Raw genomic sequence first — 13,042 nt, 5'->3', positions numbered from 1 at the left:
ACCTTGGCCAAATGCGGGAATTGCTTCTTTGCTTTGGGTAGGTTATTTTGCTGACGATGATAAGACGGGAATGGCTCATCGGCAGGAATGATGTATTCCTTCTCCAGTGAGCATCTGTCTATGGGACACTTACGGGAAGCAATCCAGTCTTTGAGTTCGCGCAAAGCGTAGTTGTACACGCCTCTGCACGTCTCAAGCCACGACCGCAGCTTGGCCTGCTGCGCGGCATCTGGATAGATCCGGTAAGTGTAGTTCATGGTCAGCATAGTGGCAGTTTACCACAAGCTATAGCTGCTGGTAAATACTTGTCTTATCCCATCGAGAGAATCGACAAGTGCGGGGAGTCCATGTATCCCGACGCTGATGCTTTGCATACAGCGCGGGACTTATAGCTCCCCGCGCCCCTCCTTTGTTAAGCCCAAGTCAAGGAACGCTCACCCAAGTCGGCTACATCCACTAGGACTGGGATCCAAGCCCACTTTTTCTCTCCACCCATAGTGGAGTACGGATCCCCACAACTGATACATTCACGCTGAACTCTCCTGAACATGGTTCAGGAAAGAAGCGATCGCATCCTGCCTATCTCTGTTCGCGTCAGCGGGACGGAGTCCAAACAGGAAGGCGGTATCCCGCAAAGCCCTGAGGAATACCCCCCGAGCGCTTTCCCCCTTCACTTCCCGGCAACCGTTGCGGTGGACTCAAGGATCAGGGGGAAACTTGGTCTACTATATCCCTCTCAATGACTTTTGCCAAACCGCCTAAAGCTCAGTAAATTCAGCAAAGTTCAGGGTTTTGGGGGTTAGAGGCATGCTCTTCTTGCGCTCAAGCGAAAGATTGCTGTGATCAATGCTGCTTTTTGCCCGATTGATAAGGGATCCCCAAAAGCTTGTCAGGGGGTGATCTGGAACTCCAGGTTGTAGGTTTGGAGTAAGTTTATGGTTTCGTGATCGGTGATGTTGGTGTCGGCCAGCTCCAAGTTGTAGAAATCGATGAACTCTTCGTGGTCAAAATAGGGGCCGGCATGCCAGGTACCCATCTCCAGTTTGATAAAGCGATCCCCAGGCACCCGAAAGGCTTGAATCTGATCCACGTGCAGCTCATCGGCAGGGGGTGCAACACCAATAAACCACTCCTTGCCATTCAGGGATCCCAGGCACTGGGTGCAGCGGATGTGGTGGGTGATCTGAGTAAACTTGAGGCCGCGGCGAGGCAAGCGCATGATGTAAAAGCGGGGCTGCCCTTGATTCAAGAACAACTGAGCATCTTGACTGTCGAAGGGTTTGTGATCGGGAGTGGGGCAAATGACCTGTCCGTAGGGGGCAAAGTTTTCCGGTTCAGCGAGATGGGCCTTCAGTTGGCGCAATTGGCTGGTCACCCTGCTCTTCTCCTTTGCGTTTGACGAGCTGTCTTGTGTCTCACTGTTGCCCTACAACGTGAGCACGAGGGCGTGAAGACGCAAACAGCCCAGCGAACCCCATTCTATCGAGACTTGGCCAGGCAGCTTCCCTTCTGGGAAGGGATCCCTGAGCAAGCCCAAGCTGCTCAAGGTCGCAAGTACAATGGGAAAACTTCCCAGCCTCAGCAGAGCAAATGGCGATGCAGCGGGACTTACAAGAGCTGATCATCTCCCCAGCTCAAGTTGAAAGCCTCTCTCAAGTGCCGGTGGCTTGGTTGTATCGGCCTCAGCCTGCTCGTCGCTTTAAGGATCGCCTGCGCCAGTTCTCCGCCTTCTGGGATCTCCTGCGCTTGTTGCTGACGCTGGACTTGTTCTTGCGTTTCTTGACCTTCTGGACAGGGGGATCCCTACTTACCCTGGTGGGGCGGATTTGGATCCCTGGCCTACAGGCCACTTGGGGCACTTGGCTGGTGGAATGGGGGATCCTGGCGGCCATTGCCGCCCTGGGCCAAGCCTATTGGATTTTCCGCAGCCGTCGCATGCCGCTGCTGTTGAACTTGCTGGGGGAGGTGGATCGCTACAACCGAATCATCCAGGCCATCCACGTCAACGACCAGTTGGTGGAAGCGGGCAACCCCGAGGTGAAGCTGGCCCAGAGGGCTGAGGTGATCGAAGCCCTGAAACTGACCCGGGCCGATCTCATCCGTGCCTTGAAAACCGAACGGATCTTGCGGCAAAACGAAGACCTGATCGAGCAGCAGAGCGAGTTCTTCGGCGATAACTTGGCAGCTTTGACAGCTCTGCAGGTGAGCGAGCAGGCCAGCGAACAGGGGCGAATCCTGGAGGCTGCTTTACAGATTGCTCTGCAGGTGCGCTCGCAAATCCGCCGTTTGCAAGAGCGAGAAGCCAACCACCCCCCAAACAGGGATCCAGACAAGATTGAGAAAGATCAGCAGGATAGAGATGGCAACTCAGATGGGCAGTGAAACAGATGGTTATTTTTGTCGGCAGGCGGCGCTGTGGGTTCTAATCCTTGGGAGAAAGTTGAGGTTGATTGCACCGCGTTAGCAGGTCGGAGACCGAAATTGGAGTGACCCCATCTCCCTGATTGGTGCTAAATCCCCGCTCTGCACTATTCCGCACTGTCAAGATCGCCTGCCGGCGCTACACTGGGGCTTGTCTTGGATCCCTCTGTCATCCACACACCTCTAGATGAGCCTTTTGGCCCGCTCCCTGGCCTACGCCCAGAACCACAGCGACATGCTGTTTCAAGCTTTCGTCCAACACCTGCAACTGGTGGCGGTGCCTTTGGGAATGGGGCTGCTGTCGGGTTTGCCGCTGGGCTTTTTCAGCTCCCGCTCCCAGATGCTTTCTCTGGTGGTGATCAATGCGTTTAGCAGCCTGCGGGTGATCCCCAGCTTAGCCATTTTGTTTTTGGCCATCCCCTATTTCGGCCTCAGCTTTCGTTCGGCAGTTGTCGCCCTAACCCTTCTGGCGTTGCCCCCCATTCTGATTAGCACGGATGTGGCCTTCCGCAGCCTTGAGCCGGCCCTGCGGGAAGCTGCCCTGAGTATGGGCATGACCCCTGCCCAGGTGTTGCGACATGTGGAGATCCCCTTGGCTTTGCCGGTGATCTTGGCCGGTGTTAAAACGGCTACCATTGAGGTGATTGCCAGTGCTACGCTAGCAGCGTTTATCGGCGCAGGAGGGCTGGGCACTTTTATCACCCTGGGGTTTGCTCTCTATGACAACGCCATCTTGCTGGTGGGGGCGGTTCCAGTGGCCCTTCTGGCTATTGCGGCCGAGATCGGCCTTGGCACTCTGCAGCGGGCTTTGGAACCTCCCCAAGCCTGAGGTTCTGTGAGGGATCCCATGCTGTTTTTCTCTGGTTCTTCTGAAGTGCGATCCCGGTGGCCTTTCCGCTCCATTCCTTTGCGGGTGGCGTTGCTGCTGCCCCTAGTGCTCTCAGTAGCAGGGGGAGTGGGGGGAGTGGCCTATCTCTCCTGGCAGGGCGGGCGACACCTGGCGCTGCGCTTGACGGAGCAACTGAGGCGGGAAGTTACCGACCGCACCGAAGAGCATCTTGCCAGATATTTGCAAATTCCCCTTCAGATCAATGCCCTCAATCAAGGGGCAGTGAGAGGGGGGCTGCTGCCCGATTTGACAACCCCCAGCCCAGCCGATCTAGAGGTGCTGGAAGCTCACTTTGCCCGCCAGTTGCAGCCATTTCCTGAGCTCAGCTATGTCGGCTTTGTCTCGGCTCAAGGGGGGTTTGTGATCGCCCGCCGTCACGCCGATGGGTCGATCTGGACTTACCACACCCCCGGCCTCTTGCCGGGATCCGCCCAGGGCCGCCAACGGGATCCAGAGACAGGGGATCCCACTGGCCTGAGGAGGCAGTTAGGCTTTGTGGATTTGAGGCGGTTGTTCTGGTTTCCCCAGCTCCTGCAGTCGGAAGGGATCCGCGACACTTGGGTGGTAACCCGATTTTTTGCGGAGCTTCCTGCCCAGGATCCAGAGCGGCTGATCCTGACGTCCCTATCCCTGACCGACTCGGGGGGGCGGGTTTACGGCAGCTTATTGGCTTCCCTGTCCATTCAGCAGCTTCAGGCTTTTCTGGAACGAGTACAAGGCAGCTCTGCTGTGGGGGTGAGCTTTCTGCTGGACGAAGAGGGGCAAGTGGTGGCCAGTACGGCGGGGCCTGCTCCCCATCCGCTGCTGGTGGCCGTGCAAGAGCAGGTGGGCTCCTGGGGGACGGCCTCTTCCCAAGATTCGCTGCGCCTCGTGGTTGGCGGGATCCCCTACTGGGCGGAGGTGGAGTCCCTCCAGAGTAAAGGGAGGCTGGGCTTTTATTTTGTGCATGGGATCCCAGAGGCAACCCTTCTGGCCGAAGTCCATCGGGGCGCCCAACAGGCTGCGCTGCTGGGGGGTGGGCTATTGCTGAGCATGCTGGGGACAGGGATCCTCCTCGGCGAAGCTCTCTCCCGTCCCCTGCGCCGCCTCACCCAAGTAGCCGAGCAATTTATACACAGCGGTTTCCAGCCCTGGCCTCCTTTGGATCCCGGCCCCATCCAGGAGGTGCAGACGCTAACCAAAGCCTGGCAGCAGGCGGCAGCAGCTCAGCAGGCCCTGCTGGATCGTCTCTGGCAGCAGCAGCAAGAATACCGCGCCGTGGTGGAACAGCAGACGGAGCTCATTTGTCGCTTTCGGCCCGATACCTGCATCACCTATGTCAATCCTGCCTATTTGCGCTTCTTCGGTCGGCGGGCAGAGGAGGTGGTGGGCCAACCTTGGCGGGATCGGCTGCCGGAAGAAGAGCAGGCTAAGGTGTTGCAAGCTTTTGCTGCTCTCACGCCTGAGCATCCTTTCTACTGCAGCGAGCGGGAGTATCCCGGAGAAAACGGCCAGTCCCGCTGGATTAGCTGGGTAGATCAGGGCATTTTCGACAGCCGAGGCCGCCTGGTGGAGATCCTATCGGTGGGGCGGGAGATCACCGAGCAGAAACGGGCAGAACAGCAGTTGCAGGCCCTCAACCGGGAGCTAGAAGCCCAGGTGGAGCTGCGCACGGCCAAGCTGCAGCAGGCCTTGTATTTTGAGGGGGTGCTGCGCGCCCTCAGCAGCCGGATGGTGGTCAGCCTAAACGAGGGGGAAATTCTTGAAGAAGTGGTCAGAGCCCTTGCCGAAGCGCTAAGCCTGACCTGCTGCCAAATCCTGCTGCTTTTAGAAGATGGGTCAACCTGGATCCCCGGCTACTGCTACTCCCCCCTTCTCTCTTCTGATGCAGCTCAGGGCGACAGGGCGGATCCCTTGCATGGGCCAGACTACGCCAGTGACCCGGAGTTCTTGCGCCTGCTGCAGTCCCATTCTTCCTCACAGCAGAAATGGGAAATCCACTGCTGTTGTCGGAAGGAAGGACGCTGGGTGCGGCTGCTGGCCTGCACCCTTTGGGACAAAGAGAAGCGGCTGGGAGCTTTGCTGTTGGAGCGGCTGCCGGAGCAAGAGTTTTCCGAAGACGAGATTCAACTGGCCTATCAGGTGGCCAACCTATGTGCCCTGGCCATCCGCCAAGCCCGTTTGTACCAAGCAGCCCAAGCGCAGGTGAAGGAATTGGAGCGGCTGAATCTGCTGAAGGATGATTTCCTCAGCACCGTCTCCCACGAGCTGCGCACCCCCATGACCAATGTGCGCATGGCCTTGCAAATGCTGCAAATGACCCGCGATAACCCCGAGAAACAGCGGCATTACTTCACCATTGCCCTGAAAGAATGCAACCGGCAAATCGAGCTCATCAACGACCTGCTGGATATGCGACGGCTGGAAGCCGGGACGTATCTGCTGCAACCAGAGAATATTTTTCTGCCGCGGTATTTACAAGATTTGCTGGCCGGGGCTCAGCCTTTGGCCCAAGCCAAACATCAACACCTGCAACTGCACCTGGAGGCAGGGATCCCCTCGCTTTGGGCCGACCCCACCTGCTTGGGGCGCATTCTGCGCGAGCTGCTGCACAACGCCATCAAGTACACGGCCCCTGAGGGATCCATCCACCTGCGGGTTGTCTCAGAAGGAGAGGGGATCCTCTTCGTCTGCAGCAACAGCAGCGAGATCCCAACAGCAGAGCTGCCCCGCATCTTCGAGAAGTTCTACCGGATCCCGCAATCGGATCGCTGGAAGCACGGCGGCACCGGCCTGGGGCTGGCTTTGGTGAAGCAACTGGTGGAGCACATGGGGGGGAATATCTCCGTCAACAGCTCGGATGGATGGACGCATTTCCAAGTTTGGTTGCCCCAAGGTGAGGATCCTGCTCCGCCATTGCCCGCAATGTCGGATCCCCAAGAGAGAGAGGCTGGGTGACCCCTATCCCGGCAAGACTTGTTGCTGCCAGAGGGCCTCCAGTTGCACCGTGTATTCGGAGTTCACGATGGGCACTGCCCCAGCAATGGCCTCTTGAATGGGGATCCCGGCAGCAGCCTCCAGTTGGGCAAAAGCTGTTTGGTAGTCGGCAGACAACCGGCTGACATCGATGAGCGGCAGATCCCCCCAGACCTCCGGCTTGAACTTTTCCAGCTGCCCCTCCGGGCTGGCCAAGACCTCTGCCAGGACCATCGCCCCCCAAGGATTGGCCGCATTAATGGGAATGGCTGTAAACGAGGGATCGATCAAGCTGGTGCCCGGGATCCCATAGGGGGTGGTGCTGGGGGGAAATTGGCCGTTGCCCTTGCGTAAGATCACCTGATCGATAAAGGTGGGGATGAGCCACACTTCGCCGTTGGCAAAAAGCTCCGCCAGGCGGGCAAAGGTGGGCGGGTAGGTTTGGCCCTGTCTCCACAGGAAGGGATCCAGCTTTCTCAGGTATTCCACCAGGGCAGGGGATTGTCGCGCCCAGAGATCGGCATCGAAGTCCGGCCCGCTGTACTGAGCATAGCCCCCGGTCACACCGTAGAAGGCGCTCAACAAAAAGCGGCTGCCATGAAAATCCGGCGGGGCCACGTAGGTAAATCGCCCTGGATTGGCCTCTGCCCAAGCCAACAGTTCGGCGTGGCTCTGGGGGGGATTGGGTACCCGCTCGGCATCATAGGCCATTAAAAAGTAGTTGCCGGTGTAGGGTGCAGAATAGCCCTCGGTGGGCAGGCCAAAATCCGTTGCAATATCGGCGGGATCGTAGAAGGGCAAGCTGGGCAATTTCTCAGCAAAAGGGCCGAAGAGCAAATTCCCCTGCTTGAGGGTGCGGAAGTTGTTGCCATTGATCCAGATGAGATCGATGCTGCCGCCGCTGCGCAGACCGGCCTGCACCTCCCCAATCACCTTGTTGACTGCTTCAACAGTATCCGTGAGCGGGATCCGGTTCAAGCGAATGCCATAACGCTCCTGCAACTGGCTTTTCACCCAGCCATCCACAAAGCCGTTGATGGCCTCGCTGCCGCTCCACATGGCCCAGTTGACAGAGCTGCCCCGCGCCCGCTCCAGAATATCCGCCCAGCTCAGGGATCCCAGATCCACCGTGTTCTGGGGGGCATTCTGGGCAAACGGAGAGCCTTGACTCAACACCCAAGCCCCCAGGGATCCCAGGCCGGCCAACACCTGCCGCCGCTTCCAGAAAACGCTTTTGGGTTGCATAGCCTTGCCACCATCCCCATCCAACTTTCAGGTTTCAGATTCAACTTAAACTCTCCCCTCTTCCTTGGGGAAAGGGGCTGGGGGTGAGGGATCCCCGCCAACCCCCACAGGCCACAGAGCCTCTGGCGGCAAATGGATCCACACTGCCTGCCCCGGCGCAAACACCTGATGGGGAGCCACCCAAGCCTGCAGACTGCCCCAAGGGGCTTGCAAGGTCAGCCGTCGCTGGGTGCCCGCAAAGCGTTCCGCCATCACTTGAGCGGAGAAAACATTGTCGGCCAAGCCGGGCGGATGGGGAAACACCTGCACCTGTTCCGGGCGCACCGTCAGCCGCACCTGACCTTGGAGTGGCGCGGCGCTTTTCAAGAGGATCCCGTTGTTGAGGCGAAGCTGGTGACCCTCCGCCTGCGCGTCGAAAAAATTGACCCCGCCAAAAAAGCGGGCAATGCGCTCGGAGCGCGGCTGCTGATAGAACTCCACAGGGGATCCCACCTGGTGTAGCTGCCCCTCAAACATCAGGCCGATGCGTTGGGCCATGGCTGTGGCTTCTGCTTGATCGTGGGTAACCAGCACCGTCGTCACCCCTGTTTCCGCCTGCAGCTCCAGGATGAGGGCCTGCATCTCTTGGCGCAGGTTGGCATCCAGGGCCGATAAAGGTTCATCCAACAGCAGCACCTTGGGCCGAATCACCAAAGCCCGCGCCAGGGCCACCCGCTGCGCTTGTCCGCCAGAAAGCTGGCTAGGCCGACGCTGAGCCAATCCGGGCAATTGCACCCGCTCCAACATGCGCCAGGCGGCAGCCTCCCGCTCTGCCCGGGGAATGCCCCGCATTTTCAGGCCAAAAGCAACATTCTCCCCCACGCTCAGGTGGGGAAACAGGCGGCTGTGTTGGGACAGCAAAGTCACGCCGCGCCGTTCCGGCGGCAGAGGGTTGAGGGGGATCCCGTCCAGCCAAATTTCCCCCGGATAGGGCAAGGGATCCGGTTCCAGCAGGCCGGCGATGAGATTGAGGGTGGTGGACTTGCCGCAGCCCGACGGCCCCAGCAGGGCGAAGATCTCCCCTGCCTCCACGCTCAAAGACAAATCCCTGAGGACAGGGATCCCTCCCTTGTGGAAGCGCTTGCTGAGGTGGCGGAGAACAAGGTGGCCCATGCTTGAGTTACCGGTCAACCTCCCAAGGAGCTCTCAAGCTCTCCCAAATTAGAACACCCAAATTAGAACAGAAAATACCGCTGCGCCATGGGCAGCACCTCTGCCGGCTCGCAGGTGAGCAATTCTCCATCGGCCCGCACTTCATAGGTCTCCGGGTTCACCTCAATGTGGGGAGTGGCGGTATTGAGTTTCAAATCCGCTTTGCCGATCTCGCGGCAATTTTTCACCGCTACGGCCCGGCGCTGGATCCCCAGTTTTTCCGGGATCCCCAGGTCTAGGGCAGCCTGGGAGACAAAGAGGAGGCTGGTCTCGGTCAAGGCGCGGCCAAAGCTGCCGAACATGGGGCGAGGGTACACCGGCTGCGGGGTCGGAATGGAAGCATTGGGATCCCCCATTTGGGCGTAGGCAATCAGGCCCCCCTTCAGGACGATTTCCGGCTTAACCCCAAAAAAGGCCGGCTTCCATAGACACAGATCCGCCAGCTTTCCCACCTCCACCGACCCGATGACGTGGCTGAGGCCCTGGGCGATGGCGGGGCAGATGGTGTACTTGGCTACGTAACGCTTGGCCCGGAAGTTGTCGTTGCGGCTGCTGTCTTGTGGCAAAGGCCCCCGCTGCACCTTCATCTTGTGAGCCGTCTGCCAAGTGCGGATGATTACCTCCCCCACCCGGCCCATGGCCTGCGAGTCGGAAGAGATGATGCTGAACACCCCCATGTCATGCAAGATGTCTTCGGCGGCAATGGTTTGGGGGCGAATGCGGCTTTCGGCAAAAGCAATATCCTCCGGCACATTCTTGCTCAGGTGGTGACACACCATCAGCATGTCCAGATGCTCTTCGATGGTGTTGCGGGTAAAGGGGCGGGTGGGATTGGTGGAGCTGGGCAGCACGTTGGGCTCGGAGGCAATGCGGATGATGTCGGGGGCATGCCCACCCCCGGCCCCTTCGGTGTGGAAGGTGTGAATGGTGCGGCCATTGATGGCGGCGATGGTATCTTCCACAAAAGCCGATTCATTTAAAGTATCGGTGTGGATGAGGGTTTGGACGTCGTACTCATCCGAGACTTGCAAACAGCTGTCGATCACCGCCGGCGTGGATCCCCAATCTTCATGGATCTTGAGTCCGCAGGCCCCCGCTTCCACCTGTTCCCGCAAAGCTGCGGGAAAAGCCGCGTTTCCCTTGCCAAAGAAGCCCAAATTGACGGGGAACCCCTCCGCCGCCTGCAACATCTTGCCCAAGTTCCAAGCTCCAGGGGTGCAGGTGGTGGCGTTGCTGCCTGTGGCCGGCCCAGTTCCGCCCCCCAAGAGGGTGGTCACTCCCGAGGCGATGGCAAACTCGCACAGCTGCGGACAGATGAAATGCACATGGGCATCGATCCCGCCCGCTGTCAGGATCAGGTTTTCCCCGGCAATCACCTCAGTGCTGGGGCCAACCACCATGCCCGGCGTCACCCCCGCTTGGATGTTGGGGTTGCCGGCTTTGCCAATGCCGACAATGTAGCCATCGCGAATGCCCACATCCGCCTTGACAATGCCCCACCAGTCCAGGATCAGGGCGTTGGTGATCACCAGATCCAAGGCCCCGTTGGCGCGGGTGGCCGTCGGCGATTGCCCCATGCCATCGCGGATGGTTTTGCCGCCCCCAAACTTAATCTCCTCGCCGTAGGTGGTGAAATCCTCCTCCACCTCGATGATCAGTTCGGTATCCGCCAGGCGCACCCGATCCCCTACGGTGGGGCCGTAGTTGCTGACGTATTGGCGACGGGGAATCTCTAGGGTCATAGGGTGGTATCTGCAAAAGGGCTGCCAGGGTTTTACCACACATCCCCACCCAGGGGATCCCTTGCTGTCTATTGTTCAGTTCCAACCCTTCCTGAGAACGGATTGGGTTGGCTGAAAATTCGTTACATATATTTACATCTATGATCGAAAGAACAATTGCCAATCGACTCCAGCCTCGATGGGACAAGGGATCCCTCGTTTAATTATTGTGAAGCAACTGAGGGCTCACAAACCCTGACCTATAATGCCAGGTAAGTCCTGCCCTGGGGGAATCTTCTGCCAAGGGGTAGGGATGCTTCGTTCCTTGTCGCAAGAGAGGAGTTCTTGATGACAACTACGCCAAAGGAGCGAGAGCCGAAGGTCAAGGTGTCGGTTGATGTGGATCCGGTTCCCACCTCATTTGAGAAATGGGCCAAGCCGGGCCACTTCGACCGCAGCCTATCCCGTGGCCCCAAGACCACGACCTGGATCTGGAACCTCCATGCTCTTGCTCATGACTTCGACAGTCACACCAGCGACTTAGAAGACGTCTCTCGTAAGATCTTTTCCGCTCACTTCGGCCACTTGGCAGTGGTTTTCGTCTGGCTGAGCGGCATGTACTACCACGGAGCTCAGTTCTCCAACTATTCTGCTTGGCTGGCGGATCCGATCAACGTCAAGCCCAGCGCCCAAGTGGTCTGGCCCATCTTCGGCCAAGAGATCCTGAATGGGGATGTGGGCGGCGGCTTCGAAGGGATCCGCATTACTTCTGGTCTATTTCACCTCTGGCGAGCTGCCGGCATCACCAACGAGTTCCAACTCCTCTGCACCGCTATTGGTGGCTTGGTGATGGCCGGGCTGTGCCTGTTCGCCGGCTGGTTCCACTACCACAAGCGGGCTCCCAAGCTGGAGTGGTTCCAAAATGTGGAATCGATGCTCAACCACCACCTAGCGGGCCTGCTGGGGCTGGGTTCTTTGGCCTGGGCTGGCCACCAAATCCACGTGGCCATTCCCATCAACAAGATGTTGGATGCGGGCGTGCCGGCGGATCAGGTGCCTTTGCCCCACGAGTTCATCCTCAAGCCCGCCTTGATGAAGGAGATGTTCCCCAGCGTGGATTGGGGCATCTTCAGCGGGGTGGTGCCCTTCTTTACCTTGGATTGGGGCAAATACGCGGAGTTCCTCACCTTCAAGGGTGGCCTGGATCCGCAAACGGGCGCCCTCTGGCTAACCGATCAAGCCCACCACCACTTGGCCATTGCCGTGCTCTTTATCGTGGCCGGCCACATGTACCGCACCAACTGGGGCATCGGCCACTCCATTAAAGAGATCCTGGAAGCCCACAAAGGCCCCTTCACCGGCGAAGGCCACAAGGGCCTCTACGAAGTGCTCACCACCTCTTGGCACGCCCAACTGGCCATCAACCTGGCCATGGTGGGATCCCTGAGCATCATCGTGGCCCAGCACATGTACGCCATGAACCCCTACCCCTACATGGGCATCGACTACGCCACCCAGATCTCCCTGTTTACCCACCACATGTGGATAGGCGGCTTCTTCGTGGTGGGGGGTGCTGCCCACGGGGCCATTTACATGGTGCGGGACTACGACCCGGCGGTGAACCGCAACAACGTGTTGGATCGGGTATTGCGCCACCGGGATGCCATCATCAGCCACCTGAACTGGGTGTGTCTGTTCTTGGGCTTCCACGCCTTTGGCTTCTACGTCCACAACGACACGATGCAAGCCCTGGGCCGTCCGCAGGACATGTTCTCGGACACCGGCATCCAACTGCAGCCCATCTTCGCCCAGTGGATTCAGTCGCTGCACACTTCGGCCATTGCCAGCACCGCTCCCTATGTGGGCGCCTCGGTTAGCCCCATCTTTGGCGGCGACGTGGTGGCTGTGGGTGGCAAGGTGTCCATGATGCCCATGGTGCTGGGCACGGCGGACTTCATGGTGCACCACATCCACGCCATGACCATCCACATTACGGTGCTGATCCTGCTCAAGGGGGTGTTGTTTGCCCGCTCTTCCCGGTTGATCCCGGACAAAGGCAAATTGGGCTTCCGCTTCCCCTGCGATGGCCCGGGCCGCGGCGGCACCTGCCAGGTCTCCGGCTGGGATCACGTGTTCCTGGGGCTGTTCTGGATGTACAACTGCATCTCCATCGTGATCTTCCACTTCAGTTGGAAGATGCAGAGCGACATCTGGGGCACCGTCAACGCCGATGGCACGATTGAGCACATCACCGGCGGCAACTTTGCGGCCAGCGCCATTAACATCAACGGCTGGTTGCGGGACTTCCTGTGGGCGCAATCGGTGCAGGTGATCAACTCCTACGGCTCGGCTCTGTCGGCTTATGGGCTGCTCTTCTTGGGCGCTCACTTTGTCTGGGCCTTCAGCCTGATGTTCCTGTTCAGCGGTCGCGGCTACTGGCAGGAGCTGATTGAGTCCATCGTTTGGGCCCACAACAAGCTAAAAGTCGCTCCGGCCATTCAACCCCGCGCTCTGAGCATCATTCAGGGTCGGGCGGTCGGTGTGGCCCACTACCTGTTGGGAGGGATCGTCACCACCTGGGCGTTCTTCCTGGCACGGTTCGGCGCACTCGGCTAAGGCA

General features: G+C 59.0%; 9 protein-coding genes. 4 read left to right on the top strand and 5 right to left on the bottom strand.

Translation table 11 applies throughout. From position 1 onward, the window contains the following. The coding region (locus ACVWZU_RS06760; RefSeq protein ID WP_457444032.1) for a helix-turn-helix domain-containing protein at window positions 1-266 on the bottom strand (266 nt) is incomplete at its 3' end. A 623-nt stretch (window positions 267-889) separates the two neighbouring features. Beyond that, window positions 890-1,375 (bottom strand): ureidoglycolate lyase, encoded by a 486-nt coding sequence (locus ACVWZU_RS06755; protein WP_011431703.1) that lies wholly within the window; start codon window positions 1,373-1,375, stop codon window positions 890-892. A 215-nt stretch (window positions 1,376-1,590) separates the two neighbouring features. Here ACVWZU_RS06755 and ACVWZU_RS06750 point away from each other — a divergent pair, with 215 nt between their 5' ends. The 3 genes from ACVWZU_RS06750 (at window position 1,591) to ACVWZU_RS06740 (ending at window position 6,247) form a co-directional block, all read left to right on the top strand. Then, on the top strand, window positions 1,591-2,382 hold the full coding sequence (locus ACVWZU_RS06750) for a hypothetical protein (RefSeq protein ID WP_457444030.1): 792 nt from the start codon (window positions 1,591-1,593) through the stop codon (window positions 2,380-2,382). 226 nt (window positions 2,383-2,608) lie between these two features. Continuing rightward, window positions 2,609-3,250, top strand: coding sequence for an ABC transporter permease (locus ACVWZU_RS06745; protein WP_457444028.1), 642 nt, complete (start codon window positions 2,609-2,611; stop codon window positions 3,248-3,250). Window positions 3,251-3,268: 18 nt separating this feature from the next. After that, on the top strand, window positions 3,269-6,247 hold the full coding sequence (locus tag ACVWZU_RS06740) for an ATP-binding protein (RefSeq protein WP_457444026.1): 2,979 nt from the start codon (window positions 3,269-3,271) through the stop codon (window positions 6,245-6,247). Window positions 6,248-6,250: 3 nt separating this feature from the next. Here ACVWZU_RS06740 and ACVWZU_RS06735 read toward each other — a convergent pair whose 3' ends face one another. From ACVWZU_RS06735 to ureC, 3 genes are all read right to left on the bottom strand, one after another. Further along, window positions 6,251-7,510: an ABC transporter substrate-binding protein gene (locus ACVWZU_RS06735; RefSeq protein WP_457444024.1), complete on the bottom strand. Its 1,260-nt coding sequence runs from the start codon at window positions 7,508-7,510 to the stop codon at window positions 6,251-6,253. 45 nt (window positions 7,511-7,555) lie between these two features. Further along, entirely contained in the window at window positions 7,556-8,662 is a 1,107-nt protein-coding gene (locus ACVWZU_RS06730; RefSeq protein ID WP_457444022.1) for an ABC transporter ATP-binding protein, read from the bottom strand. Window positions 8,663-8,724: 62 nt separating this feature from the next. Further along, a complete protein-coding gene (ureC, locus tag ACVWZU_RS06725) occupies window positions 8,725-10,443 on the bottom strand; it encodes an urease subunit alpha (RefSeq protein ID WP_414357699.1) in 1,719 nt (572 codons plus the stop codon). Between the two features lie 327 nt (window positions 10,444-10,770). Between ureC and psaA the strand changes: the two genes are divergently transcribed. After that, complete coding sequence (gene psaA, locus ACVWZU_RS06720) at window positions 10,771-13,038, top strand: photosystem I core protein PsaA (RefSeq protein WP_457444019.1); 2,268 nt, start codon at window positions 10,771-10,773, stop codon at window positions 13,036-13,038. Window positions 13,039-13,042 lie beyond the last annotated feature (4 nt).

The organism is Thermostichus sp. MS-CIW-26 (assembly GCF_054059115.1).
Note: the sequence above shows the minus strand (reverse complement) of the source record. Positions and strands in the feature narration are given on the sequence as shown.